We start from the raw sequence: 24,919 nt of genomic DNA, 5'->3' as shown, positions 1-24,919 counted from the left end.
AGGGCAAGGGCTTAACGGCTATGAAAGCGTAACCCCACCCGAATGGATGTGCCAGTGACCGCCAGCAACACCACAGACCTGCCGCCCCCTGCCCCGGATTTTCCCGATGACGATCCGCGCATCGGCTATAACCGGGTATGGTTCAACCTGTTGCGCATCCAGCGCACCGCCTTTCCCCGCATCGCGCGCGCCCTGCGCCGTCACAGCATGGAAGACCCGGTCTGGCACGAGATCATGCTGGAGATTGACCGCAGCAGCGACGGCCTGCAGATGGCCGAACTGGAACGTCAGCTGCACATCGCGCAATACACGCTGTCGCGCCATGTCAGCCGCATGGCCACCGCAGGCCTGATCCGGCGCGAGCGGATGCCGGGGGCCGGGCGCGGGCAACGGCTGTTTCTGACTGATGCCGGGCGGCTGGCGAATGAAGCGATCTGGCCCGAATACATGGCCGCCATCCAGACCGAATTCGCGCACCGGCTCAGCACGGACGAGGCCTATGCCCTGTGCCGCGTGCTGATCCGGCTGTATCCCTGACGGCGGGGTCATTTGCCCCGCCGTCAGAAGGCATCAGAACTTTGACACCAGCGACAGCGTCACAGTGCGGCCCGGTTCGCGCAGTGGGATCACGGTGTTGAAATCCGCGCCATAGGTCGCACGGTCGGCGAAATCGGTGTCAAACAGGTTCGTTACCTCGGCCCGCAGACGCAGGTTCTGCATGCGCGGCGGCACGTATTCCGCAAACACATTCACCACCTCATAGCCTTTGAGCGTGTTCTGCGCATCCGCAGGCAGCTCGTTGTAGTCAAAGGCCACATCCAGACTGCCACCAAGCGTCCAACCCGAGGCACCGACCTCTTGCTGCACCTCGAACGCCAGAACCTGACCCAGCGGCGCGCCGAAATCCTGCGCGTCATAGCTGCTGGATGGGTTGCCGTTCACTTTGACCTTGCTGTTGGAATAGGTCAGCCGCGCAAAGCCGCCGCCCCAGCCATAGGTGCCGCCAAGGTTGAAGCCCCGGCTTTCAAAGTCAAAGTTATCTTCGGCCCCGCGCGCATCGTCGATCTTGGTCTGGAACACCTCGCCGCCAAGCGTCAGGCGGCCATCGGTCCAGTCCACGCCTGCCACGATGTTTTCCGACCGCGACGGTTTCAGCGTCGCATAAGACCAGAGCGCGCGTGGTGCGCGGTCATAGGTATAGTTGTCCTCGATGTCGATGCCGCCAAACACCGATGACACCCCGGCGCGCAGGGTCAAAGCGTCGGTCACGCCGTAAGACACCGAAGCATTGCCGGACAGACCGGAATTCGTGTCCTGCCAGCCGGTCACGCCGGTAAAGGTCTGGCGGTCGGCGCGCAGGCCGAACGACAGTTTCAGCCGCTCCACCGGCTCCAGCCGCGCCTGAGCGAACACCCCGATGTTGCGCGATTTCTCCTCCAGCCGCAGCCCCGGCCCTTCATACAGCCCGTTGCGGCGATAGGCATCAACGCCCACCGTCACCGTGTCACGCTCGCTCAGGTTAAAGGTGTTCTGCAGCGTCAGCGACCGGGTGCCCGAGGTGCCTTCGCTGCGATACGGATCGGGCACATCGACTTCGCTTTCCGAAAACCCGACCACAAATTTGGGGTCCCACATGCCGGTGGCTTGCGTGTTCTCATAGCTCAGCGAAACGCTGGTCCGGGTGGTGTCATAAACCCGCGTTGCCGGGGTCGGACGACCGCCGATTGTACCGCCAAAATTGGCTCGATAAGGGCGCAACGCCGCATCCCGCAACTGCTGGGCCGAAAACTCGATCCGGTCGCCCTGATCGCTTTCATAGGCCAGCTTGACCAACCCGCTTTGCAGATCGGCGCGGGTGCCAGAGACGACATCACCAGCGCCCGCCTTGTAATCATCGCCCTGCGCGGATTTCAGATAGCCCAGCCACTCAAACCCTTCATGACGCCCGGCAGCGGTCAGCGCGCCGGTCAGGGTGTTGCCGTTGTCGGCATAGGACAGCCGCAGGTTGCCGCCGATGGCCTGCCCGTCTTCCAGAATATCGCCTGCATCCACGGTTTCAAACACCACCGATCCCGCCATCGCATGTGGCCCGGCATCCGCCGCCGCGACGCCCGCATCGGCACGCGCGGCTTTCAGCAGGCCGGGGTCGATGGCATTGGCAGAGACATGGTGAAACGCGCGGTTGTTCTGCGCCACACCGTCCAGCGTTACCCGCAGGTTCAGCATGTCGACGCCGTTGACGAAAATCTTCTGCGCAATCGGCATTGCGCCGCCGACCGAGACCGAGGCGATTCCGGCAAACAGATCCTTCAGATCGCCGGTGCGCGCGCGCTCCAGCTCGGCCTGCGAGACGTATTGCGTGGTGGCCCGGTCCGCCGCCCCGGCCTGCTCATCCTGTTGTTCGACAAGAATCGGGTCAAGGCTGATGTCCTGTGCCAGTGCCGGCAAGGCAAAAATGCTGGCGCTGGCGAACAACAGGCCGCGCGCCCCTGCGAATTTGAAACGGGTCATGGACCACTCCGTTATGTGTTTGGGTTCGGCGTGGCTTCGGACATCCGTGGCTGCGTCATGCGGGCCGGGTAGCGGGGACAACAAATACATGCAAGTGCATGTTATCGTCTCCGCACCTTGTTGACAAATTTAGTCACCAATTGTAGCCCGAAAGCCGCAACTCAGGAGAGGCAGATGGAAACGGCTACAGATCCGGGCACAGACACCGCTGCAACGGCCGTGTCAGCCTTTGTGTCCTTCGTCGAAATGGGCGGCCCTGCGATGTGGGCCATCGCGCTGCTGTCGGTTCTGACAGTCACGCTGATTCTGTGGAAAATCATGCGCCTTGTGTCGTTCGGCGCGTGGTCGGGCGGGCGGCATACAGCAAGGGCTCTGGCCCTGTGGAAGACGGGACAAACAGCAGAAGCCCTGAGCCTGCTGGAAAAGCGCCGCTCGCTGCGGGCCATTCTGGCCCATGCTGCGATGAGAGCCGCCCTGAACCCCGGCCTGGACCGCGACGCCGCCGAAGCGGAAACCGGGCGCGTGGCGCGCGGCCTGCTGCTCAAGGCCCGCGCCGGATTGCGGGGTCTCGAACTGGCCTCGACCATCGGCCCCTTGCTGGGCCTCTTGGGCACTGTCACCGGGATGATCGCCGCGTTTCAGGCCCTGCAAGAGGCGGGCAGCCGCGCCGACCCTGCGGCACTCGCGGGCGGCATCTGGGAGGCGCTGCTGACCACCGCCGCAGGCATGGCCGTGGCCATCCCCGCACAGGTGGCGCTGACCTGGTTCGAGGCGGTGGTGGATTCGCTGCGCCATGACATGGAGGATTCGGCGACGCAGATCCTGCATGGGGCCAGCTCAGAGACCCCGATGCAGCAGGCGGCAGAATGATCAGCTTTGGCGCAGATCGCCCCCGCAGGCGGCCCAATCTGACGCCGATGATCGACGTCGTGTTTCTGCTGCTGGTGTTTTTCATGCTGGCCTCGCGCTTTGGCGTCGACCGGGCGGTGCCGCTGTCGCTGCCCGGCAGCGGCGGGAGCTACTCTGGCCCGCCCCGTCTGGTGGAACTGTCTGCTGAGGGCCTGCGCCTGAACGGCAGGGCCATCGCGCCCGAAGATCTGGCCGCCGCCCTGACCGCGCTGATGGACAGCCCTGATGATGCCATCGTGTTGCGGCCACAGGACGGGGCCGATCTGCAAGCGCTGGTCGTGCTGATGGAAACGCTGGGCGCTGCGGGTTTTTCGCGGCTGGTGCTGGTGGAGTAGCCGATGAATTTCAGTGATCCCCCCCGCCGGAAACCTGTCGAAAACCTGCTGCCGATGATCAACGTGGTGTTTTTGCTGCTGATCTTCTTCCTGATTTCCGCCCGTCTGACCCCGCCCGAGCCCTTTGCGGTCACCCCGCCTGTCGCGCAGACCGAAGCCGAGGCGCAGGGCGAGTTTACCCTGTTCATCGCCGCTGACGGCCAGATCGGTTATCGCGACTCTTTGGCGGATGCCGCCTTGGCCCAGATCAGCGCCAGCCGCGACAGCCATTGCGCCACCGCTGATTGCACGGCGGAACCGCCCCGCCTGACCCTGCGGGCAGACACCGCCCTGCCCGCCACAACTCTGGCTGGTTTGCTGCCAAAACTGTCTGGACTGGGGTTTGCCAGCATTGAACTCGTGGCCGAAGGGGGGCGTTCATGACATCTGCACCCGTACAGGCGGTTTGCGCCCTGACCCTTGCCATTGGCCTGCATATCGCGGCATTTGTGTCGCAGCCTGCCCCTGCGGGTGCGGTGTCGTCCGGCGCGGGTGGCGAGGATCTGGTATCGCTGCAAGCCGCCGATGCCAGCCTTGCCGATCTGGTCGCCGACTGGGACCGCCCGCCGCAACCCGTCACCGAACCTGCGCCAGAGCTTGCGATGCCCGAGGCCCCCGAGCCGCCGCCGCAGATGGCCGCCCTCGCCGAACCCGCGCTGCCCCCCGCACCGCCGCCGATGCTGGCGCTGCCGCAGATGGCGGACACGCCGCTGGTCGCCGATGTCACCCTGCCCGAGCCGCCGCCGGACATCGCCCCTGAGCCGGAGCCAGAGCCGGAGCCTGTGCCAAAGGTCAGGCCAAAGGCAAAGCCGCAGGTTGTGACAAAGCCACCAGAGCCAAGGCAGGTCGCCAAACCCGCCGAACAGAAAAAGCCGCCAGCCAGCCAACCCTCGGCCGGGCAAGTGGCGCAGAAAGCCGCCGGAACCGGTGGTGGGGCGCAGGCTGGTCAAGGCGGAGAGGCGCAGGCGGCAACCCTGTCTGCGGCCAGGATCAACGACCTGCAAAGCAGCTGGGGCGCGTCGGTACGGGCACGGGTGGAGAGACGCAAGCGCTATCCCTCTGCCGCCAGAGGTGCCTCTGGCACCGTGACCGTGCGCCTGACCGTCAGCCGCGCCGGGGCGCTGACCGGCGTGGGAATCGCCAAATCCTCCGGCAACGCCGCGCTGGACGAGGCCGCAATCAGCGCCGTGCGCCAAGCGGGCAAATTCGCTGCAGCCCCCAAGGGCCTGACCGACGCGAGCTACAGCTTTACCCTGCCGATGAAATTCGCGCGCTGACCCGCGCAGGCAGAGCCATCCGCCGCCTGTGCGCATCTGCCGCCCGGACAGACCCGGCGGCGCCCTATCCTCCCGTCCGCCGACGCGCTATGCTGCAGCGCAGCAAGGAGGCGAGATGACGGTTCTGCTGATCCTGATGGCTCTGGCCCTGCTCATTCTGGGGGCGTGGCGCGGCATGTCGGTGCTGGTGCTGGCCCCGCTGCTGGCCTTGCTGGCCGCCAGTTTGTCGGGCGCGCCGGTGCTGGCGGGCTATACACAGGTGTTCATGCAGGCGGCGGGCGGGTTTGTGATCGCGTTCTTTCCGCTGTTCCTGCTGGGTGCGGTGTTTGGCCGGGTGATGGAGGCGTCAGGTGCGGCGCAGCGGCTGGCGCAGACCATCGCAACCGCGCTTGGCCCGCAAAACGCCATCCTCGCCGTGGTCGCCGCCTGTGCGGTGCTGACCTATGGCGGGGTCTCGCTGTTTGTGGTGGCCTTTGCTGCCTGGCCCCTTGCGCGGGCGTTGTTTGCCCGGACCGACCTGCCTGCCCGGCTGATCCCGGCGAGCATCGCCCTTGGCGCGTTCACCTTTACCATGACGGCCCTGCCCGGCACGCCCTCGATCCAGAACGCAATTCCGATGGCCACCTTTGGCACCACCCCCTTTGCCGCCCCCGGTCTGGGGTTGATTGCGGCGGCGGTGATGCTGGGGCTGGGGATTGCATGGCTGCAGCTGCGGGTGCGGCGGATGGCGGGCGAGGCCCCGCCCGATACGCCGGAAACCCCGCCGCGCGACACGCCCCTGCCGCTCTGGGTGGCGCTGGTGCCGATCCTGTCGGTGGGGGTGGTGACGCTGATGATGGGCAGCGTGATCCTGCCCGCGCTCGACACCGGCTATCTGGCTGATGCGCGGTATGGCGCGACAGAGCTTGCGCGGGTCAAGGGGCTGTGGTCGGTGATCACCGCGCTTGCTTTCGCGCTGGGGCTGGCCCTGATCCTCAGCCGCCCGCCGCAGATGATGCAGGTGGTGAATGCCGGGGCGGAATCCGCGCTGCTGCCCCTGTTCAACACCGCCAGCCTTGTCGGCTTTGGCGCGGTGATCGCGAGCCTGCCGGGGTTCGAGGTGTTGCGCAGCAGTCTGGAGGGGCTGTCGGGCGGCAATGTGCTGATCTCGGCCGCCCTGTCATCGGGGGCTTTGGCGGGGATCACCGGCTCTGCCTCGGGTGGCATGTCGATTGCGCTGGATGTGCTGGGGCCATCGCTGGTCGCGCAGGCCGCTGTGCAGGGCGCTGAGCCGGCTCTGCTGCACCGGGTGGTGGCGGTCGCCACCGGGGGCCTTGATACCCTGCCCCATAACGGCGCGGTGATCACGCTGCTGGGCATCTGCGGCATGACCCACCGGCAGGCTTACGGCGATATCTTTGTGGTGGCGGTCGTCATCCCCATCCTGGCCTGCGCCCTGATCATTGCGCTAGGCATGGTGTTCGGCAGCTTCTGACCCACCTTTGAAACGCTAGTCGACCATCCCGGTCGCCAAAGCAAAGTCCGTCAGCTCGTCCTCGACCAGAATGTAGATATTGGCGGGTGGGGTCTGCATGGCGCGGGCCGCCAGCCGCAGGTCGATGCCCATCTCGTCCAGATAATCCAGCACCTCGCCCTGCCCGTGCTGAATGCTTTCGACCGCGACAAAGGCGGGCAACAGTGTGCTTTCGCCAAAGTAATGCTGATGCACCCCGACAAGCGCGGTGCGGCTGACCCGCCGCTCGGTCCCGGCGGCAAGGATATAGGGGCAGGCCGAAAAACACGCCGCCCCCGCCGGCATCAGCGTCGGCACCTCTGCCGCGCGGATCATCCGCCCGATTTCCAGCGCATCCGTGACCGACCCGCCGGGGCTGTGCAGCGCGATCTGTTCGGGCACCGCCGCCCGCTGCTCCAGATAGTCGGCAAAGCGGGCGGCATCGCCCGGCTCGATCGCGCCCTCCAGCAGCACGGTTCTGGCCCCGTCAACCGTGATTTCGGTGAACTGCAACCGCGCGGGCACGTCATCGCTGCGCGGAAACCCTGGCCCGGCGGGCAGGTCGCGCGGCAGATCACGCGGCGCATAGCGGCGGGTCTGATCGCCGGGGCGCACCGGCACGGCGGCGGGCGGGGCCGGGTTGGCGCGGAACAGATCGGGCAGCACGCGGCTGAAATCGCCAAACACGATCAGCCCGGCCAAGGCCACCTGCGCCACCAGCATTGCCTGCAACACCCGCGCGGAACGGGGTACCCGCCAGCCGGTCATTCAGCGCCTGCCGCTGATCAGATGCGGCGGCGGCACATCGGCCGCCTCAGGCAAGGGGTCAACAGCGGCCACCCGCATCGGCGGCGGCCCCGGCTCTGCAAGCGGTTCGGCAACGGGCGCAGGCGCTTCCAGTGCCCGCAGCGCGGTCACGGCGGCGCGGATTTCGGCCAGCGTCATCGTTTCCTCGGGGGCCGAGGTGCCGCGCTCGGTCCGGATCGCGCTTTGCGCCACCATCATGATCAGCACCAGCACCGCAGGCAGCAGGTCAATCGCAATCGCCCCGGCCCAGGACGGGACAAAATCGCCCGCATAGCGCAGCACCGCATCGGCGGTCGAGATCGGCGCATAGGTGGTGTCATCCGGCGTTGGCATCGCCAGCACCTCATCCGCCGCCGCTTTCAGCGTCGTCGCTCGCTGTGCCAGCAGTGTCAGCACCGCATCAATCGTGCTGCGCTGGTCGCTGCGGATGCTGTCGGTCGAGCCGTCCAGTTCCGGCACCACGACCGAGGCCGACAGATCCTGTGCTGCACGTGCCACCAGAGGCGCCACCGAAAGTTGCCGCAACTGCGCGATCAGCCCGGCCAGCCGCACCGATTCTTCGGCAAACTCGACCGAGCGCTGCTCGACATCACCGCTGGAGGCGGTCAGCGCCCGCATCCGGCTGAGGATCAGGTTGCCTTCGGAAAACGCGGCCTCGACCAGCGGACCTTGCGCCGCGATCTGCGCCTCCAGCCCGGCCAGTTCGTCCGCCTTCTGGGTCAGAACCCGGAACACCGCGCCCCGCCCCGCCGTGCCAGACAGATTGCCCGTGGCCTCTTGCGCCGAGAGATCCTGAAAGCTTTGCCGCGTGCGCGCGACATCAAGGCCCAGCCCCTGCGCCGCCACCGTCACCCGGTTGGTCTGTTCCAGCCCGACCTGATACTCCTGCACCGTCCTGGCCAGATGCTGCTCCACCGCCGCCGAGCCGGCAAGCGCCGCCGCGTTCAGCCAGCTGGACATGGCGATGATCGCCAGCGACCCCAGCGCCATCGACAAAAACAAGCCAAGTTTAGAGGCTGCACTCCGCATCGCGGGCAAAAGGCGGATCAGATAGCTCCAGAACACAAAGATCGCGACCGATACTGCCAGCGAATAGGCCACCGCCGCGAAAAAGCTCATCGCGCCAGAGTTGTTCAGCAGCGATGAGACGCCCAGATAGGTGTAGATCCCCGACGCCACCGACAAGACGCCCAGCGCCATCGGGGTAAAGGTTTCCAGCGCCTTGAGATGGCCTTCAATCTCGCGTGCGGATTGCAGGCCACGCGCCTCGGCGCTTGTGGGGGGTGGGGTCATGCGTCTGCGGCTCCCTGAATGCGGCCGGAACCCGGCAGGCGGTCCTGCGAAAGATAAGCGCAGGCAAGCCCGGCACCAAATGCCAACAGCGTGAACGCTGCGGCGCGGTCTGGCCCATCCGGTTTTGGAACCACGCCTCCCGCCCGGAGTTGACAGGGTGAAGGCGGCCATGTCCGCCCCTGTCCTACAATGAGGTATCCCGATGTTGGTCGATCAGTTCTGGAAAGAAATCAAAGGCGTGAATTCTGCGATGCTTGCGATCGGCAGCGCCCGCCATGTTCCGATGTCCCCCTATGCGCGGCAGGAAGATTCAGCGATCTGGTTTATCACCGCGCAGGGCACCGATCTGGTGAACGCCCTTACCAATGGTGAGTCTGATGCCTCGCTGATCGTGACCGGCGAGAACGATATTCATGCCCGCATCGAGGGTGCTGCCGGAATCGTGCAGGACCGGGCCAAGCTGGAAGAGCTGTGGAACCCGGTGGCCAGCAGCTGGTTCGACGGCATCGACGACCCCGACATCCGCCTGATCCGGCTGGTCCCGACCGAGGCAGAGGTCTGGCTGACCCCCGGCGGGCTTGGCTTTGCCTTTGAGCTGGTGAAATCCAAACTGACCGGAAAGCAGCCCGATATGGGCGAACATTTCAGCCTGGCATTCTGATCTGACCTGTACGCTGTCAGATGCAGAAACCCCCGGACCAACAGGTCCGGGGGTTTTCTTTATACCTGTGGGTCAAGCTGCATCCCCGATGCCGGCCTGCGCCAAAGGGGTGTGCCGCAGCACCGGGGCGCGTCCGGCTTGCAGCTCTACACTGATCACTCCGGCTCTGGTGTGTCGCCGCACCACAAAGCCCCGGCCGGCCTGATCCAGCGTTGTCCCGCCCGGCCCCCGCAGATCGGTGATGTGCTCGCGGCGCAGCGCCAGCAGGTCGCGGGTCAGGCGGTATTTCTGCCCGCCGAACGTCTGCGCCTGCTCCAGCGCCAACAGCTGGCGCTGATCGACCGGTGCGCGGTTGTCCGGGTCGGTCAGCCAGAATGCCGGGCCTTCGCAGCCGCGATAGAAATCGGGCACGCCGCGCGACAGGGTTTTCAGCACCAGTTGCACCAGTGACAGCATCTCACCCCGCTCGATCAGCGCCGCCGCCGCCTCTGGCAGGTCTCTTTGCCAAGCGGCGGCCAGATCGCGCGCCAGCCCAAGCGGCACAGCCTCGGCCGTCTCGTCGGGATGAGAGGGGGTGGTGATCTCTTTTGCCTCGCGCATCGCCTTTTGCAGATAGGCCGCCACCCGCTCGGGCAGGTCGGCAACGTCGCCCGCCGGTTGCCAGGCCGCCAGCAGGGCGTGCATCAAAGCCCACAGCTCATCCTTGCGCATCCCCCCGGCCAAAGCCGCCTGCACCTGCGGCTGCGCGCACGTTTCGCGCCACAGGATCTGCACCGCGTCGGGCAGGTGCGCGCAAGCCACCAGCCGCATGCGCGCATCTTCGCTGCGCTTGGTGTCATGGGTCGAGGTCAGCACCATCGCCCCCGGTGCCATCGCCGCCCAGACCGCCGCGAACCCGTCGGAGGTCAACGCCACATCATCGGGCGCGGCCCCCACCTCGCAGGCCGCCGGATAGGGCAGAAAGCGATAGAGCGCGGTATCCTCGGCCGATTTGGCCAGCACCGCCCCGCTGGTCTGCTGAAAGAAATCGCGGCACGCGGCCTCTGCCGGGGTCTGCGCCTGTGCGACACAATCGGTCAGGCGCAGCGCAGTGGTGGACGGGCGCAGACTGGCGCGGATATAGGCGCGCATCTGCTCGACCGCCTGCAAGGCAAAAGCCGCCGACTGCCCGGTTTCGCCGAAATAGGTGCGGTAGACCGGCATGCCCTCCAGCATCGCGATCACCGCCTGACGCAGGGTTTCGGGGCCGGGATCATGCGCGGGGTCGTCGGCCAGTGCGGCGCGGCCCAGATCGACCAGCCGCAACACCTCTGCCGCCAGATCATAACGCAGAATGTCGCGCTTGGCGGTGGTCAGGGTCGCCGGATAATCGGTGCTGCGGCCCAGTGCACCCGACCACAGCGCAGTCAGCGCTGCCACCCCGCCGGGCGGGGTCAGGACCTGCGCGATGTGGCGGCCATGCTCATACCCGGTGGTGCCCTCGACCGGCCAGTCGGGCAGCGGTTCGTCTCCCACCAGGATCTTTTCCACCCAGACCGGCACATCCGGCCCCACCCGGTTGCGGAGCCGCGCCAGATATTCGCCCGGCGCCCGCAAACCGTCCACATGATCGACCCGCAGGCCCTGCACATCGCCGCTGGCGATCAGGGCCAGAACCAGCCGGTGCATGTCGTCAAACACCTCTTCCCGGTCGATCCGCATGCAGATCAGCTCGGTGATGTTGAAAAACCGCCGGTGGGTGATGCAGTCGCTGCCCGCCTGCCAGTCGGCCAGTTGCCAGCACTGACGCTCCAGCACCTCCTCCAGCGAGCCCTCTGCCCCGCCGCGTAGCGGCAGGCGCACATCGCCCGCGACCAGTACCGCCCCAAGCCGCGCATCGGGTTCCACCCGCAACGCATCTTCGGCCAGCAGCGCCTTGACCGGGCGCGGCAGCCACGGCAGCACCAACCGCCCAGCAGACCAGTCAATGTCGAAATGCTGCGCATAACGGCTTTCCTGCCCATAGCGCAGCACATCGCGCAGCCACGGATTTTCCAGTGAAAACGCGGTATGGTTCGGCACGACATCCAGAATGATGCCAAGGCCGCGCGCCCGCGCCGCAGCGGCCAGACGACGAAATCCGTCAATGCCGCCCAGATCCGGGTCTATGGCATCGGGGCAGGTCACATCATAGCCATGGGTGGAGCCGGATGCCGCCGCAAAGATCGGTGACAGATACAGATGGCTGACCCCCAGCCGCGCAATGGCATCCAGATCACCCCGCACACGGTCAAAATCCACGCCGTTGCGCAGTTGCAGGCGATAGGTGGCAAGTGGCAGCATCGGCAAGTCTCCGTTACACGCATGTCGACCAGATCAACCCCTTACCGGCCAGACCGGTTCCCCGAAGCTGCTGCTGCGTCACCCCCTTTGCGCGACGGCGATCCGCCGCTAGACTGCGCCGATGACCGCCCGCCCCGCCAAACACTCGCTGACCCTGCACGGGCACCGCACCAGCGTCTCCTTGGAGCCTGAGTTCTGGGATGCCTTTCGCACCATCGCCACTGAGCAGGACGAGACGGTGAATGCCCTTGCCACCCGCATTGATGCGGCCCGTCAGGGCGATGCAGGGCTGGCCTCGGCGATCCGGGTGTTTGTCTTGCTGCATTATCGCGGCAAATAGGCCAATCCCGGACTGGAAGCGGGCTGCCACTTGCGCTATGGCGACACTCATCGCACCCTCAGGGAGAGTCCCATGAAAGCCGCTGTCATCACCTTCCCCGGATCAAACTGCGACCGTGATCTGGCATCGGCCTTTGAACAGGCGGGGTTTCAGGTGGCACGGGTCTGGCACAAGGATACCGACCTGCCGCTTGGCGTTGATGTGGTGGGCGTGCCGGGCGGGTTTTCCTTTGGCGATTACCTGCGCTGCGGCGCGATTGCCGCACAATCCCCCATCGCGGCGGCGATCAAGTCCCATGCCGCAAAAGGCGGCTTCGTTCTGGGCATCTGCAACGGCTTTCAGGTGCTGACCGAAATGGGCCTGCTGCCCGGTGTGCTGATGCGCAACGCGGGTCTCAAATTCGCCTGCAAGCGCGTCACGCTGCGGGTCGAGACCACCAACAGCGCCTATACCTCTGAATACGGACGCGGGCAGGATATCGAGATTCCGATCGCGCATCATGACGGCAACTATACCATCGACGCCGAAGGTCTGGCCCGCTTGCAAGGCGAAGACCTCATTGCCTTTACCTATGAGCAAAACCCCAATGGCTCGATGGCCGATATCGCCGGTGTGCTGTCTGACAACCGCCGCGTGCTGGGCATGATGCCCCATCCCGAACGCGCCTGCGAGCCGGTTCACGGCGGCACCGATGGCGCCGGAATGTTCCGCGCGCTGATGGGCGGGATGGCGCTTGCCTGACCGGCCCCGGCTTGAGGCGGCTCTGACCAGAGCCTAGAGTCGCGCGCATGGCGGACACACGGCTTCCAGTTGATCAGGATGAAGACGTGCAGGGGATTTCCTGGCGCGTCAAACTGGTGATTGCGCTGATGGTTATGCTGGCCGTCGGCGTGGTTCTGGTTACCAACCGCTGGCTGACCGAACGGTTCTCGGAAACCACGCGCAACCGGGCCGATCTGCGGCTGGCGCTCTACTCAGGCAACATGATCTCGGAATTGCAGCGGACCTCGGTGGTGCCGCTGCTGCTCTCCACCGACCCCGCCTTTGGCGAGGCGCTGCGGGTCGGCAATTTTTCCCAGACCTCGCAACGCCTGATCAAGGTGCAATCCGAAATCGGCGTGGCCTCGATCATGCTGATGGACCGTGATGGCCGGGTGGTGGGGGCCACCAACCGCAATCTGCTGGGCACGCCCTACCGGACCGAAAGCTTTTACGTCGATGCCCTGCGCGCCAAGGACACGATCTTTACCGCCGCGCGACGTGGCACCGCCGGATTTGACTTCACCTATTCCCGCTCGGTCATCGTGGACGGGCGGCCGGTGGGGGTGATCGCGGTGGCGGTCGATCTGATGAAATACGAACGCGCCTGGACCGGGTTTCAGGATGCGGTGCTGGTCGCCGACAGCGAAGGTACGGTCATACTGGCCACCGAACCGCGCTGGCGCGGGCTGCCATTGTCCGAGGCACTGGCGGTGCGCGAAGCCCCGTCGGCCATCGGGCGCGCGCTGCAGGCCACCGCCGACTGGGCGCAGAACCCGCCCGACGCCTATCTTGCCGGTCAGGCCGTGATGAAGACCGAGGCGCGGGTGCCGTTCCGTGGCTGGCGCATGGTGACCTTTACCGCCTATGATTCCGTGCGCGAGCGAGTCAATGGCGTGCTGGCGCTGGAAATCATGGGCTTTGCCATCCTGCTGGCGCTGACCTTTTACGCCCTGTCGCGCAAGGCCTGGTCGCAAAGCATGAGCTTCCGGCGCGAGTCGGCAGAGCTGCGCCTGCTCAACGCCCGCCTGCAACGCGAGATTGCCGAGCGGGAAAAGGTGCAGAAAGATCTGGCGGTGGCCGAGCTGACGCTCGCCCAGTCGTCCAAACTGGCGGCTTTGGGCGAGATGTCGGCAGCGGTCAGCCACGAGCTGAACCAGCCGCTGGCCGCGATGAAAACCTATCTGGCCGGCGCGCGTCTGCTTCTGCAACGCCGCCGCCCAGAAGAGGCGCTGTCATCGTTCCAGCGCATCGACGACCTGATCGAGCGGATGGGCGCGATCACCCGCCAGCTGAAATCCTATGCCCGCAAGGGCGGTGAGGCGTTCGAGCCGGTCGATCTGAAGCAGGCACTCAGCTCTGCACTGTCGATGATGGAACCCCAGCTCAAGGCGCGCGTGGTCAAGATCACCCGCACCCTGCCGCGCCAGCCGGTGATGGTGCTGGCCGACCGGATCCGGCTGGAACAGGTGATCATCAACCTGCTGCGCAATGCGCTGGACGCGACCAAGGACCGTCAGGGCCCACAGATTGATCTGATCCTCAGTCAGGGCGATACTGCCATGCTGATGGTGCGCGACAACGGGCACGGGATCGTCGATCTGGATAACCTGTTCGAGCCGTTCTACACCACCAAGAAACCCGGCGAAGGCGTCGGGCTTGGCCTTGCCATCTCCTCCGGGATCGTGGGCGATCTGGGGGGCCGGTTGACCGCGCGCAACGCCGAAGGCGGCGGCGCGGTGTTTGAAATGCAATTGCCCCTGTTGGGGCCGATAAAAGAGCAGGAAGCTGCGGAATGAGGTATTCATGTCGCGCGCAATGAAAGTGGCCATCGTCGATGACGAGGCCGATATGCGTCAATCCATCAGCCAATGGCTGGCCCTGTCGGGGTTTGACACCGAAACCTATGCCAGTGCGGAAGACGCGCTCAAAGGCATCGGCGCCGATTTCGCGGGCGTTGTCGTCAGCGACATCAAGATGCCGGGCATGGATGGCATGGCGTTTCTGAAACGGCTGATGAGCATGGATTCCGGCCTGCCCGTCATCATGATCACCGGCCATGGCGATGTGCCGATGGCGGTCGAGGCGATGCGGGTCGGGGCCTATGATTTTCTGGAAAAGCCGTTCAACCCTGACCGGATGACCGAACTGGCCAAACGTGCGACCCAGGCCCGCCGCCTGACGCTGGACAACCGCGCTTTGCGGCGCGAATTGTCCGATGGCTCGGTGCTGATGAAAAAGCTGATCGGCGGCAGCCCGGTGATGGAGCGTCTGCGCGAGGATATCCTCGATCTGGGCCAGGCCGACAGCCACGTGCTGATCGACGGCGAAACCGGCACCGGCAAGACGCTGGTGGCGCATGCGCTGCATGCCGTGGGGCCGCGCGCATCGAAGAAATTCGTCACCATCTCTTGCGCGGCATGGTCCGAAGACCAGCTTGCGGCCAAGCTCTTTGGCCCGGCCGAAGATGGCGCGATCCCGCTGGTCGAAGAGGCGCGCGGCGGCACCCTGTGTCTGGAAGATGTCGAGGCGCTCAGCCAGTCGCTGCAAGCCCGCCTTCTGACTCTGATCAACGAATCCGGCACCCCGCCGGAAACCCGGATCATCGCGATCTGCAACGAACATGCGGCTGACAAGACGCTGGAAGACATCCTGCGCGCCGATCTGTTCTACCGCCTTGGTGCGATGACCATCCTGTGCCCGCCCCTGCGGGCGCGCGGTGAGGATATTCTGACCCTGTTCACCCGGATGTCGGAACAGTTCGCCGAAGAATACGGCTGCGACGCGCCGCAGGTCACCGCACAAGAGGCGGCACAGCTGTTGCAGGCGCCATGGCCCGGCAATGTGCGCCAGCTGGTCAACATCGCCGAACGCGCGGTGTTGCAGAACCGGCGCGGCTCGGGCTCCATCGCCAGCCTTTTGATGGCCGATAACGAGGCGTCCGGCCCGGCGATGACGACCGAGGGCAAGCCGCTGAAAGAATATGTCGAAAGCTTCGAGAAAATGCTGATCGACAACACCATGCGCCGCCACAAGGGCAGCATCGTCGCGGTGATGGACGAGCTGTGCCTGCCCCGCCGGACGCTGAACGAAAAGATGGCCAAATATGGATTGCAAAGGCAGGATTACACCTGATCCCGTCGCACTCCTGTTACACAGCCACAGGTATTCACGGCGGGAAAACCCTGAAAGGTTCCCGCCGTGAACACCGCCGACAATACCCCCGCGCAAGACTGGCTTCAGGCTGAACTGGCCGACACCTTTGACGAAGACTTCGAGCTGGAGCTGGAAGATGCCCAGCTGTCGCTGGAAATTTCGCGGATCTACAAGGAAAAGCACCCCGATACGATTGACCGGCACACCTATTTCCACGCCTTGATCCGGATGCAGTCCGAGCTGATCAAGCTGCAGGATTGGGTGCAGTATCACAAGAAAAAGGTCGTGGTGATCTTTGAGGGCCGCGACAGCGCTGGTAAGGGCGGGGTGATCAAGCGCCTGACCCAGCGGCTGAACCCGCGCGTGGTGCGCGCAGTCGCCCTGCCCGCCCCGTCGGACCGCGAAAAATCACAGTGGTATTTCCAGCGCTATGTGCCGCACCTGCCTGCGGGCGGCGAAATCGTGCTGTTCGACCGCAGCTGGTACAACCGCGCCGGGGTCGAACGGGTGATGGGCTTTGCCGATGAGGATCAGGTCGAGCAATTCTTTCACGATGTGCCGGATTTTGAGCGGATGCTGGTCCGCTCCGGCATCACGGTGATCAAATACTGGTTCTCGATCACCGATGAAGAACAGCAGATGCGCTTTCTGATGCGGATTCACGACCCGATGAAACAGTGGAAGCTGTCGCCGATGGACCTGCAAAGCCGGGTGCGGTGGGAACAATACACCAAGGCCAAAGAGGAAATGATGGCGCGCACCAACATTCCCGAAGCGCCATGGTATATCGTTGAAGGCAATGACAAAAAGCGCGCGCGGCTGAACTGCATCGACCATCTGCTCAGCCTGATCCCCTACGAGCCGGTCCCGCATGAAGAGGTTCACCTGCCCGACCGGGTGTTCAACCCCGATTACGAACGCGCCGTCCTGCCGCCAGAACTTTACGTTCCGGCCAAATACTGACCCCCGGGCGGGCGGCCTGATCCGTGCCCGGATGGCGTGTGGCATAAATTGCCCATTGCCCTTGCGCGCGCTTTGCCGCTAGGGTTGCCGGGCAAGGGTATATTCTTTGCACAGAATTCTCTGTCAGTCATGGCCGACGCGATGAAACGCGACGCGCGGACTGGCAGCCGGATCGGCCGCAAGGCTGTTGTCATTGCCCGCAAGTCTTTGGATGCACGGGCTTTTTGAAGGTGGGGGGCCTAGCCGCCCCTCAGACGTGAACCGCGATGACGCGCGCGACAAAGACGATAGACGGCGTGGGGTGCCCAATGGGCATTCTGCCGTCACGCCTGACGCGCACGCCCGCCCGAACAAGACGCCTCCCCCCGCATCAATGCCCCTCTGGTCCGCCAGGGGGTTTGACGCGTTTCAGGCGCAATGGAATGATATGGCTAAGAAAATGCTTATTGATGCCACCCATCCCGAGGAAACTCGGGTTGTGGTGGTCGACGGAAACAAGGTCGAGGAATTTGACTTTGAAACCGTCAACAAACGTCAGCTCGCCGGCAACATCTATCTTGCCAAGATAACGCGGGTCGAACCCTCGCTGCAGGCGGCATTCGTCGATTACGGCGGCAACCGGCACGGATTTCTGGCATTTGCCGAAATTCATCCCGATTATTACCAGATCCCGGTCGCTGACCGCAAAGCGCTGATCGAAGAAGAACGCGCCTATGCCCGCGCCGAGGAAGAGGAGGAAAACCGCCGCTCGCGCCGCCGTGCGCCGCGCCCCAAACCCGCTGCCGAAGAGGCAAAGGCCCAGGATGCCGTGACCTCCGGCCCGGCGGGCATGGATGTGGTCGACCTCGACGACGAGCAGGACAGCGACGCAGCGCCGGTCACCGAAGCCGCGGGCCATGACCATGACGGCCACGCGCATGACCATGACCACGGCTCGGATAACGGGTCTGACAACGGCAACGGCAATGGCGAGACGCCTTACCGCGCCATGGACCACGCCTCGGACACCGATGACGAGATCGAATCGATCGCCGAAGAGGATGTGTCGGAAGAAATCAGCCAGCCGCGCAAACCCCGCGCGCGTCGCTACAAGATCCAGGAAGTGATCAAGGTCCGCCAGATCATGCTGGTGCAGGTGGTCAAGGAAGAACGCGGCAACAAGGGTGCGGCGCTGACCACCTATCTGAGCCTCGCCGGTCGCTACTGCGTGCTCATGCCCAACACCGCGCGCGGCGGCGGCATCAGCCGCAAGATCACCAACGCGCCTGACCGCAAGAAACTCAAGGAAATCGCGAGCGAGATCGAGGTGCCGGAAGGCGCTGGCCTGATCATCCGCACCGCGGGCGCCAAGCGCACCAAGGCGGAAATCAAGCGCGATTACGAATATCTGATGCGTCTGTGGGAACAGATCCGCGAGCTGACGCTGAAGTCCATCGCCCCCGCCCCGATCTATGAAGAGGGCAACCTGATCAAACGCTCGATCCGCGACCTGTATAACCGCGAGATCGACGAGGTTCTGGTTGAGGGTGCCGAAGGCTTCCGCGTCGCCAAAGACTTCATGCGCATGATCATGCCCAGCCACGCCCGCGCGGTGCAGCTGTATCAGGATCCGACCCCGCTGTTCGCCCGCTATCAGGTCGAAGGTTACCTCGGCGGCATGTTCAACCCGACCGTGCAGCTGAAATCCGGCGGCTATATCGTCATCGGCATCACCGAGGCGCTGGTCGCCATCGACGTGAACTCCGGCCGGGCCACCAAAGAAGGCTCGATCGAGGATACCGCGCTGAAAACCAACCTGGAGGCCGCCGAAGAGGTGGCCCGCCAACTGCGTCTGCGCGACCTTGCCGGTCTGATCGTCATCGACTTCATCGACATGGAAGAGCGTCGCAACAACGCCGCCGTCGAGAAGAAGCTGAAAGACAAGCTGAAAACCGACCGCGCCCGCATTCAGGTCGGCCGCATCAGTGGCTTTGGCCTGATGGAAATGAGCCGCCAGCGTCTGCGCCCCGGCATGCTCGAATCCACCACCCAGCCCTGCCCGCATTGCCACGGCACCGGGCTGATCCGCTCGGACGATTCCATGGCGCTGCAGGTTCTGCGCGCGCTGGAAGAAGAGGGCACGCGCAAGCGCTCCAAAGAGGTGTTGCTCAAGGCTCCGGTCGGGATCATCAACTACCTGATCAACCAGAAGCGCGAACACATCGCGCTGATCGAGGCCCGCTACGGCATGGCCGTGCGGATGGAGGCTGATCCGTCGATGATCAGCCCCGATTACACCATCGAAAAGTTCAAGACCGCGCTGCGCGTGGTGCCTGAGCCGGGTGCGGTGATCTCGGGCAACTCCAGCCTGATGGGCGCGCCGGTGGCCGAGGACGAAGACGAGGATCTGCCGTTCGAGGATGATGTCGAAGACGAGGCAGAAGCCGAGCCGGAGGCAGAGACCGAAACCGAAGCCAAGGCCGAAGCCACCGCCGATCCGCGTCAGGCGGACGGCAACGGCAAGAAAAAGCGCCGCCGGCGTCGTCGCCGCAAAGGCGCAGGCCCCAACGGCACCGATGCCGAAGGCAATGGCACGTCTGATGACGGCGACAGCGAAGGCGATGACGGCGACGACAGCGATGACGCTGTGGCAGAAGCTGCACCGCAGACTGCCGAACCTGCCGCCGCAGAGCCGGCAGGTGAGGCACCCGAAACCGAGGCGCCGAAAAAGCGCACCCGGACCCGCAAGCCAAAACCCGCGCCGGCAGAGGCAGAGGCTCCGGCAACTGCGGAGCCAGCAGCCGCAGACCCTGTGGCCGAGGCTGATGAGGCTCCGAAAAAGCGCACCCGCACCCGCAAGCCAAAGGTGGCAGAGGCTGTGGTGGCCCCAGAGCCGGCGGCAGAGGTCGCGCAACCCGCGCCAGCGCCGGTTGCCGCAGCAGAACCAGTCCCGGAACCGGTAGCGGAGCCAACCCCGGCCCCGCAACCCGAGGCGGTCGCAAAACCTGCGCCTGCCTTGCAACCGGCACCCTCGGACGAGCCGGCAGCGCCCCAGACCGCACTTGCGGTCGACCCCGGCCTGGCCGACGCCCCGGAACCCGAGGCCGAAGACGGCTCTGCCAAGCCCAAGCGCAAGGGCTGGTGGTCGCTGGGCCGCTAAGGCACGCGTCAGATCATAGGGGGGCGGCAGAGCAATCTGCCGCCCCCTTTCCTTTGCCGTCCCGTTGCGCGATGTTTCACAATGGCCACGCCGATGTGACACCCCGCCCCCGTGACGCGCGCGGCGGACCAAGCTATCACTTGGCCAAAGGGGACAGCCAACCATGTTCGGAATAGACCTGATCGACGCGGCGCTCTTGCCCGCCATGCTGATCGCGCTGGCCGCTGGGGTGTTATCGTTCCTCTCCCCTTGCGTTCTGCCCATCGTGCCGCCTTACCTTGCCTATATGGGCGGCATCTCGATGGGCGACATGCGTGACAACGCGACTGCCCGCCGCCGGGTGATCATCCCGGCGCTGTTCTTTGTCATGGGTCTGTCCACCGTCTTTCTGCTGCTGGGCTTCACCGCCTCGGTGTTCGGCGCGTTTTTCCTGCAAAATCAGGTGCTGTTCTCCCGCATCTCGGGTGTGGTGGTGATCATCTTCGGCCTGCATTTCCTCGGCGTGTTCCGCATTCCGCTCCTGGACCGTGAGGCGCGGCTGGATGCGGGCGATCGGGGCGGCACGGCGTTTGGGGCCTATGTCCTCGGCCTCGCCTTTGCCTTTGGCTGGACGCCGTGTATCGGCCCGCAACTGGGCGCGATACTGTCGCTGGCGGCACAGGAAGGGTCCGTCCAGCGCGGCACCATGCTGCTGGCGGTCTATGCGCTTGGCCTTGGCCTGCCCTTCCTGCTGGCCGCGCTGTTTGTCGAACGCTCGCTGGGCCTGATGCAGCGGCTGAAGCCGCATATGCGGGCGATTGAGCGGGTAATGGGCATTCTGTTGCTGGTCGTCGGCCTTGCACTGGTCACCGGGGCCTTCACCGATTTCAGCTGGTGGCTGCTGGAAACCTTTGACCGCTTTGGCATTCCGCTGCTGGGCTGACCGGTTTCCCCCTTAATTCTGCCCGAAATGCCCCTTAGACTTGCCCGGCAAAGAGGGGCGGATGGCCAAAGTCGCGCACATGACAACCGATACAGCGGCGCAGGGCACACAGCCCTTTCGCCGCCGCGTCTTTTATATCCCCGGCTATGACCCGATCCACCCGCGCCGCTACCGCGAGCTGTACCGCAAGGAATCCGCCGATCAGGCTGCGATTTCCGGCTATCAGATCGCGTTGCAGCCCAAGACCACCAAGGGCCCCTATGGCTGGCGCGCGCAAGGCACGGTCAACGGGCAGAAGGCAGAGGCCGAGATCGAGGTGCTGGTCTGGTCCGACATCGTGCGGGACAGCATGTCAAACTCGATCCCCGCCACCTATGCGCAGTTGGTGCGCACGGCATGGGCCTATATCGGATCGGGGGCGCTGTTCCGGCTGATGCGGCTGCGCAAGGGGCCGGTGATCGCGGCGCTGTACCCGATTGTGTTTCTGCTGGGCCAACTGGCGCTCGCCTGCGCCATCGGCTGGGGCTTTGGCCGTCTGGTCGCGGCCTATACCCACCCGGCGCTGATCGTGACCGGGCTGATTCCGATCCCCTTTATCCTGCGTTGGTTCAAGGCACGCGATAACAAGGTCTTTGCCTATTACCTGATGCACGATTACGCGTTTTCCGCCCGCTGGAACGGGGCCAACCCGCCCGCGCTGGAGGCGCGGATGGCCGAATTTGCCACCACCATCCGCGCCGCTCTCGACAGCGCGTGTGACGAAGTGCTGGTGGTTGGCCATTCGTCGGGCGCGCATCTGGGGGTGTCGATCCTGTCAGATATGATCCGTTCGGGCTTGCCCACAGGCCACCCGCCGCTGGCCTTCCTGTCCTTGGGGCAAGTGGTGCCGATGGTCAGTTTCCTGCCCGGAGCGACTCGATTGCGCGCCGATCTGGCGTATCTCTCGGCCCGCAATGACCTCACATGGGTTGATGTCACCGCCCCCGGCGACGGCTGCGCCTTTGCGCTTTGCGATCCGGTGGCTGTGACAGGTGTGGCCCCACCGGGCCAACGCTGGCCGCTGGTGCTGTCTGCTGCGTTCACCCAAACGCTGTCGCCCGAGCGTTGGAAGGCCCTGCGCTGGCGGTTTTTCCGCCTGCATTTTCAGTACCTCTGCGCCTTTGACCGCCCCGGCGATTATGACTACTTCCAGATCACCGCCGGCCCGCAAACCCTCGCCGCGCGCTACGCCAGCCGCGCCCCGTCGAAAAGCCGTATCACCCGGCCCGTCAACCGCTATACCTCTACGGCATGACCCCGCCCAAACCCACACCCCGCCCCGACCGCGTATCGCTCTGGCGCTATTTGCGGCTGTTCCGGCATGATATTCTGTCGGCGCAACCTGCGCGCCTCTACCGGGCTTGGATGGCCGAATTCCGCACGCCGTTCTTTCGCAGCTACATGTGCAATGACCCGAAACTCATTGATCTGGTGCTGAAATCACGCCCCGATGATTTCCCCAAATCCAACCGCATCCGCGAAGGGCTGAACCCGCTGCTTGGCGATTCGGTGTTTGTCACCAATGGCGAAGTCTGGAAACGCCAGCGCCGCATCATCGACCCCGCGTTCGAGGGCGGCCGGTTGCGCGATACCTTCCCGGCGATGTGGCAGGCGGCCGAGGCCGCCACCGCCCGCCTGCACGCGGGCGAGGTGGAGGTCGAAGAGGAGATGAGCCACGCCGCCGCCGACGTGATCTTCCGCACGCTGTTCTCGATCCCGATCGAACACCAGACCGCACAGGCGGTGTTCCATGAATTCCGCGCCTATCAGCGCACCCAGCCGATCCTGAACCTTGCCGCCTTTCTGCCGCTGCCGCGCTGGTTTCCGCGGCTGCACCGCCGCGCGACGCTGCGCTCTGCGGCAAAGATCCGCGGGCTGATCACCGAGATGACCACCGCCCGCGCAGCAGAGATTTCCGCTGGCACCGCCCCCGATGATCTGGCGACCAAAATCATGCTGACCGCAGACCCGCAGACCGGCCAGACCTTCAACACCGAAGAAATGGTCGATCAGGTCGCCATCTTCTTCCTCGCCGGGCATGAGACCAGCGCCTCCGCCCTCGCCTGGGCGCTCTACCTGCTCGCCACCCATCCGCAGGCGCAGGCGCGGGTGGTTGCCGAGGCCGCCACCCTGCCGGACCAGCCCGATTTCGCCGCCATGTCGCGGCTGAAATTCACCCGCGACGTGTTCCGCGAAACCCTGCGGCTTTATCCACCGGTGCCGATGATGGTGCGTGAAAACGCCTGCCCCGAGACCTTTCGTGACCGCCCCGTCGCCCCCGGCGCGCAGATCGTGCTGTCGCCCTGGCACCTGCACCGGCACGAACGGCTGTGGACCAACCCTGACGGCTTTGACCCTGACCGCTGGTCGCGCGAAGGCAACAAAACCTGCGCCCGCGACGCCTATCTGCCGTTCTCGGCCGGCCCGCGCGTCTGCACCGGTGCGGGTTTCGCCATGGTCGAAGGCCCGCTGCTGCTGGCCCACCTGCTGCGCCACTGGCAGTTCGATGCCATTGCAGGTGACATCCCCGTCCCTGTCGCCCACCTCACCGTGCGCGCCGCAAACGGCATCCGCCTGCGCCTTACAAAGCGCGGCTGATATTCATCTTGGCAAAAATACTCTCGGGGGGAGGAGCGAAGCGACGGGGGGCGGAAGCCCCCGGCAACAGATCAACCCGTGCGCGGTCAGAGAATCTCGACGCGGTAGGACTCGATCACCGTATTGGCCAGCAGCTTATCGCACATGGCCTTCACCTCGGCTTCCGCCTTGGCCGCGTCCGTCGCAGCCAGATCGAGTTCGATGACCTTGCCCTGACGTACACCCTCGACACCGGCAAAGCCCAGCGTGCCAAGCGCATGGCGCACAGCCTCGCCCTGCACATCCAGAACGCCGGTCTTCAACATGACGGTGACGCGGGCTTTCATGGCACTTCCTCATTTGCTGACCGGGATCGGGGCTGACCGGATTCCGCCCCTCCCTTACCGCCCCGTCCCGTTCGGAGCAAGGGGGCGTGCAGGGATCACCAGACGCAAACCCGCCCGGCGTTGCGCCGGGCCCAGCTAATTGATCAGGGTCGGCTTGGGCGAATGGGTGACATTGGTGGGCAACACCCCCAGCCGGCGGGCCAGTTCGGTGTAGACATCCGCCATCGGCCCCGGCTCGGCCACCGGCTGGCCGTCGCCACGGTCAATCACCGGGCGCATGTCCCACAGCCGGCAATTGTCGGGACTGATCTCGTCGGCGATGATCAGGCGCATGTAATCGCCCTCCCACACCCGGCCCACTTCGATGCGGAAATCGGCCAGCCGCACGCCCACGCCCATCATCACGCCCGACAGGAAGTCGTTGACCCGCAGCGCCAGCGCCACCACATCATCCAGATCCTGCTGGCTGGCCCAGCCAAAGGCCACGATATGCTCTTCGGCCACCATGGGCGACGACAGCCGGTCATCCTTGTAGTAATATTCCACGATCGGGCGTGGCAGCGCCGTGCCCTCGGGGATCCCCAGCTTGGTCGACAATTCGCCTGCGGCAAAGTTGCGCACCACCACTTCCAGCGGCAGGATCTCGGCCATCCGCACCAGCTGCTCGCGCATGTTGAGGCGCTTGATGAAATGCGTCGGCACCCCGATGCTGTTCAGCCCGGTCATGAAGAATTCCGACAGCCGGTTGTTCAGCACGCCCTTGCCTTCGGTGCCCTTGGCCTCGCTGGTCACCGGAGCCTCGGATGAGATGCCTTCATCCTTGAAATACTGGATCAGCGTGCCGGGTTCCGGACCGTCATAGAGGATCTTCGTCTTGCCCTCATAGACCTTCTTGCGCCGTGCCATGAACTCTCCGCGACAAATGCAGGCAGGGGCGGTGAAGCACCACCTCAACTGACTTTCTCTGGCCTATACGTGAAGCCCGGCTCCACCGCAAGCCAGAGGCCCCAACCTTGCGCCTGTCCGTGCCA

Annotated in this window: 22 protein-coding genes; 16 read left to right on the top strand and 6 right to left on the bottom strand. The window is 65.0% G+C overall.

Annotation, left to right across the window (positions count from 1 at the left end):
- Nucleotides 1–42: 42 nt before the first annotated feature.
- Nucleotides 43–537 carry a MarR family transcriptional regulator gene (locus tag J2X53_RS03870; protein WP_349036133.1) on the top strand — a complete coding sequence of 165 codons (495 nt, stop codon included), beginning with the start codon at nucleotides 43–45 and terminating at the stop codon, nucleotides 535–537.
- Nucleotides 538–570: 33 nt separating this feature from the next.
- Here the strand turns inward: J2X53_RS03870 and J2X53_RS03865 are convergent, their stop codons facing one another.
- Nucleotides 571–2,511 carry a TonB-dependent receptor gene (locus J2X53_RS03865; protein ID WP_349036132.1) on the bottom strand — a complete coding sequence of 647 codons (1,941 nt, stop codon included), beginning with the start codon at nucleotides 2,509–2,511 and terminating at the stop codon, nucleotides 571–573.
- A 174-nt stretch (nucleotides 2,512–2,685) separates the two neighbouring features.
- Here J2X53_RS03865 and J2X53_RS03860 point away from each other — a divergent pair, with 174 nt between their 5' ends.
- From J2X53_RS03860 to J2X53_RS03840, 5 genes are all read left to right on the top strand, one after another.
- The gene (locus J2X53_RS03860; protein ID WP_349036131.1) at nucleotides 2,686–3,381 is read left to right on the top strand and encodes a MotA/TolQ/ExbB proton channel family protein; all 696 of its coding nucleotides are present in this window, start codon (nucleotides 2,686–2,688) and stop codon (nucleotides 3,379–3,381) included.
- Complete coding sequence (locus J2X53_RS03855; protein ID WP_349036130.1) at nucleotides 3,378–3,755, top strand: biopolymer transporter ExbD; 378 nt, start codon at nucleotides 3,378–3,380, stop codon at nucleotides 3,753–3,755. Before J2X53_RS03860 ends, J2X53_RS03855 begins: the two co-directional genes overlap by 4 nt.
- A 3-nt stretch (nucleotides 3,756–3,758) precedes the next feature.
- On the top strand, nucleotides 3,759–4,178 hold the full coding sequence (locus tag J2X53_RS03850; protein WP_349036129.1) for a biopolymer transporter ExbD: 420 nt from the start codon (nucleotides 3,759–3,761) through the stop codon (nucleotides 4,176–4,178).
- Nucleotides 4,175–5,071 carry a TonB family protein gene (locus J2X53_RS03845; RefSeq protein ID WP_349036128.1) on the top strand — a complete coding sequence of 299 codons (897 nt, stop codon included), beginning with the start codon at nucleotides 4,175–4,177 and terminating at the stop codon, nucleotides 5,069–5,071. The genes J2X53_RS03850 and J2X53_RS03845 overlap by 4 nt, the downstream gene beginning before the upstream one ends.
- A gap of 115 nt (nucleotides 5,072–5,186) precedes the next feature.
- Entirely contained in the window at nucleotides 5,187–6,545 is a 1,359-nt protein-coding gene (locus J2X53_RS03840) for a GntP family permease (RefSeq protein WP_349036127.1), read from the top strand.
- Between the two features lie 15 nt (nucleotides 6,546–6,560).
- On the opposite strand, the gene J2X53_RS03835 is transcribed toward J2X53_RS03840, so the two are convergent.
- Both J2X53_RS03835 and J2X53_RS03830 read right to left on the bottom strand, forming a co-directional pair.
- A complete protein-coding gene (locus J2X53_RS03835; RefSeq protein ID WP_349036126.1) occupies nucleotides 6,561–7,331 on the bottom strand; it encodes a hypothetical protein in 771 nt (256 codons plus the stop codon).
- On the bottom strand, nucleotides 7,332–8,663 hold the full coding sequence (locus tag J2X53_RS03830) for a hypothetical protein (protein WP_349036125.1): 1,332 nt from the start codon (nucleotides 8,661–8,663) through the stop codon (nucleotides 7,332–7,334).
- A 202-nt stretch (nucleotides 8,664–8,865) separates the two neighbouring features.
- Here J2X53_RS03830 and J2X53_RS03825 point away from each other — a divergent pair, with 202 nt between their 5' ends.
- The gene (locus tag J2X53_RS03825; RefSeq protein ID WP_349036124.1) at nucleotides 8,866–9,324 is read left to right on the top strand and encodes a pyridoxamine 5'-phosphate oxidase family protein; all 459 of its coding nucleotides are present in this window, start codon (nucleotides 8,866–8,868) and stop codon (nucleotides 9,322–9,324) included.
- Between the two features lie 72 nt (nucleotides 9,325–9,396).
- On the opposite strand, the gene treY is transcribed toward J2X53_RS03825, so the two are convergent.
- Nucleotides 9,397–11,646, bottom strand: coding sequence for a malto-oligosyltrehalose synthase (gene treY, locus J2X53_RS03820; RefSeq protein WP_349036123.1), 2,250 nt, complete (start codon nucleotides 11,644–11,646; stop codon nucleotides 9,397–9,399).
- A gap of 121 nt (nucleotides 11,647–11,767) precedes the next feature.
- On the opposite strand from treY, the gene J2X53_RS03815 reads away from it, so the two are divergent.
- The 9 genes from J2X53_RS03815 (at nucleotide 11,768) to J2X53_RS03775 (ending at nucleotide 23,562) form a co-directional block, all read left to right on the top strand.
- A complete protein-coding gene (locus J2X53_RS03815; RefSeq protein ID WP_349036122.1) occupies nucleotides 11,768–11,986 on the top strand; it encodes a ribbon-helix-helix domain-containing protein in 219 nt (72 codons plus the stop codon).
- A gap of 72 nt (nucleotides 11,987–12,058) precedes the next feature.
- On the top strand, nucleotides 12,059–12,727 hold the full coding sequence (purQ, locus tag J2X53_RS03810) for a phosphoribosylformylglycinamidine synthase subunit PurQ (protein ID WP_349036121.1): 669 nt from the start codon (nucleotides 12,059–12,061) through the stop codon (nucleotides 12,725–12,727).
- A gap of 47 nt (nucleotides 12,728–12,774) precedes the next feature.
- Nucleotides 12,775–14,544, top strand: coding sequence for an ATP-binding protein (locus J2X53_RS03805; RefSeq protein ID WP_349036120.1), 1,770 nt, complete (start codon nucleotides 12,775–12,777; stop codon nucleotides 14,542–14,544).
- Nucleotides 14,545–14,551: 7 nt separating this feature from the next.
- Nucleotides 14,552–15,880, top strand: coding sequence for a sigma-54 dependent transcriptional regulator (locus tag J2X53_RS03800; RefSeq protein WP_349036119.1), 1,329 nt, complete (start codon nucleotides 14,552–14,554; stop codon nucleotides 15,878–15,880).
- A gap of 66 nt (nucleotides 15,881–15,946) precedes the next feature.
- Nucleotides 15,947–16,864, top strand: coding sequence for a polyphosphate kinase 2 (gene ppk2, locus J2X53_RS03795; RefSeq protein ID WP_349036118.1), 918 nt, complete (start codon nucleotides 15,947–15,949; stop codon nucleotides 16,862–16,864).
- Nucleotides 16,865–17,291: 427 nt separating this feature from the next.
- The gene (locus J2X53_RS03790) at nucleotides 17,292–20,003 is read left to right on the top strand and encodes an Rne/Rng family ribonuclease (protein ID WP_349036117.1); all 2,712 of its coding nucleotides are present in this window, start codon (nucleotides 17,292–17,294) and stop codon (nucleotides 20,001–20,003) included.
- Nucleotides 20,004–20,166: 163 nt separating this feature from the next.
- A complete protein-coding gene (locus J2X53_RS03785) occupies nucleotides 20,167–20,925 on the top strand; it encodes a cytochrome c biogenesis protein CcdA (protein WP_349036116.1) in 759 nt (252 codons plus the stop codon).
- Nucleotides 20,926–21,004: 79 nt separating this feature from the next.
- The gene (locus tag J2X53_RS03780; RefSeq protein ID WP_349036115.1) at nucleotides 21,005–22,219 is read left to right on the top strand and encodes a hypothetical protein; all 1,215 of its coding nucleotides are present in this window, start codon (nucleotides 21,005–21,007) and stop codon (nucleotides 22,217–22,219) included.
- Nucleotides 22,216–23,562, top strand: a complete 1,347-nt coding sequence (locus tag J2X53_RS03775) for a cytochrome P450 (protein WP_349036114.1) — start codon at nucleotides 22,216–22,218, stop codon at nucleotides 23,560–23,562. Before J2X53_RS03780 ends, J2X53_RS03775 begins: the two co-directional genes overlap by 4 nt.
- Nucleotides 23,563–23,648: 86 nt before the next feature.
- On the opposite strand, the gene purS is transcribed toward J2X53_RS03775, so the two are convergent.
- Together purS and J2X53_RS03765 are read right to left on the bottom strand one after the other, a co-directional pair.
- Nucleotides 23,649–23,888, bottom strand: coding sequence for a phosphoribosylformylglycinamidine synthase subunit PurS (gene purS, locus J2X53_RS03770; RefSeq protein WP_349036113.1), 240 nt, complete (start codon nucleotides 23,886–23,888; stop codon nucleotides 23,649–23,651).
- Between the two features lie 135 nt (nucleotides 23,889–24,023).
- Nucleotides 24,024–24,794 (bottom strand): phosphoribosylaminoimidazolesuccinocarboxamide synthase, encoded by a 771-nt coding sequence (locus tag J2X53_RS03765; protein WP_118152975.1) that lies wholly within the window; start codon nucleotides 24,792–24,794, stop codon nucleotides 24,024–24,026.
- Between the last annotated feature and the right edge of the window lie 125 nt (nucleotides 24,795–24,919).

The organism is Pseudotabrizicola sp. 4114 (assembly GCF_031457365.1).
GTDB lineage: Bacteria > Pseudomonadota > Alphaproteobacteria > Rhodobacterales > Rhodobacteraceae > Pseudotabrizicola.
Note: the sequence above shows the minus strand (reverse complement) of the source record. Positions and strands in the feature narration are given on the sequence as shown.

Bases quoted from the DNA above. Each gene is read 5' to 3' on its own strand.
- J2X53_RS03870 (WP_349036133.1), top strand. From the start codon at position 43: ATGGATGTGCCAGTGACCGCCAGCAACACCACAGACCTGCCGCCCCCT.
- J2X53_RS03865 (WP_349036132.1), bottom strand. From the start codon at position 2,511: ATGACCCGTTTCAAATTCGCAGGGGCGCGCGGCCTGTTGTTCGCCAGC.
- J2X53_RS03860 (WP_349036131.1), top strand. From the start codon at position 2,686: ATGGAAACGGCTACAGATCCGGGCACAGACACCGCTGCAACGGCCGTG.
- J2X53_RS03855 (WP_349036130.1), top strand. From the start codon at position 3,378: ATGATCAGCTTTGGCGCAGATCGCCCCCGCAGGCGGCCCAATCTGACG.
- J2X53_RS03850 (WP_349036129.1), top strand. From the start codon at position 3,759: ATGAATTTCAGTGATCCCCCCCGCCGGAAACCTGTCGAAAACCTGCTG.
- J2X53_RS03845 (WP_349036128.1), top strand. From the start codon at position 4,175: ATGACATCTGCACCCGTACAGGCGGTTTGCGCCCTGACCCTTGCCATT.
- J2X53_RS03840 (WP_349036127.1), top strand. From the start codon at position 5,187: ATGACGGTTCTGCTGATCCTGATGGCTCTGGCCCTGCTCATTCTGGGG.
- J2X53_RS03835 (WP_349036126.1), bottom strand. From the start codon at position 7,331: ATGACCGGCTGGCGGGTACCCCGTTCCGCGCGGGTGTTGCAGGCAATG.
- J2X53_RS03830 (WP_349036125.1), bottom strand. From the start codon at position 8,663: ATGACCCCACCCCCCACAAGCGCCGAGGCGCGTGGCCTGCAATCCGCA.
- J2X53_RS03825 (WP_349036124.1), top strand. From the start codon at position 8,866: ATGTTGGTCGATCAGTTCTGGAAAGAAATCAAAGGCGTGAATTCTGCG.
- treY (WP_349036123.1), bottom strand. From the start codon at position 11,646: ATGCTGCCACTTGCCACCTATCGCCTGCAACTGCGCAACGGCGTGGAT.
- J2X53_RS03815 (WP_349036122.1), top strand. From the start codon at position 11,768: ATGACCGCCCGCCCCGCCAAACACTCGCTGACCCTGCACGGGCACCGC.
- purQ (WP_349036121.1), top strand. From the start codon at position 12,059: ATGAAAGCCGCTGTCATCACCTTCCCCGGATCAAACTGCGACCGTGAT.
- J2X53_RS03805 (WP_349036120.1), top strand. From the start codon at position 12,775: ATGGCGGACACACGGCTTCCAGTTGATCAGGATGAAGACGTGCAGGGG.
- J2X53_RS03800 (WP_349036119.1), top strand. From the start codon at position 14,552: ATGTCGCGCGCAATGAAAGTGGCCATCGTCGATGACGAGGCCGATATG.
- J2X53_RS03790 (WP_349036117.1), top strand. From the start codon at position 17,292: ATGGCTAAGAAAATGCTTATTGATGCCACCCATCCCGAGGAAACTCGG.
- J2X53_RS03785 (WP_349036116.1), top strand. From the start codon at position 20,167: ATGTTCGGAATAGACCTGATCGACGCGGCGCTCTTGCCCGCCATGCTG.
- J2X53_RS03780 (WP_349036115.1), top strand. From the start codon at position 21,005: ATGACAACCGATACAGCGGCGCAGGGCACACAGCCCTTTCGCCGCCGC.
- J2X53_RS03775 (WP_349036114.1), top strand. From the start codon at position 22,216: ATGACCCCGCCCAAACCCACACCCCGCCCCGACCGCGTATCGCTCTGG.
- purS (WP_349036113.1), bottom strand. From the start codon at position 23,888: ATGAAAGCCCGCGTCACCGTCATGTTGAAGACCGGCGTTCTGGATGTG.
- J2X53_RS03765 (WP_118152975.1), bottom strand. From the start codon at position 24,794: ATGGCACGGCGCAAGAAGGTCTATGAGGGCAAGACGAAGATCCTCTAT.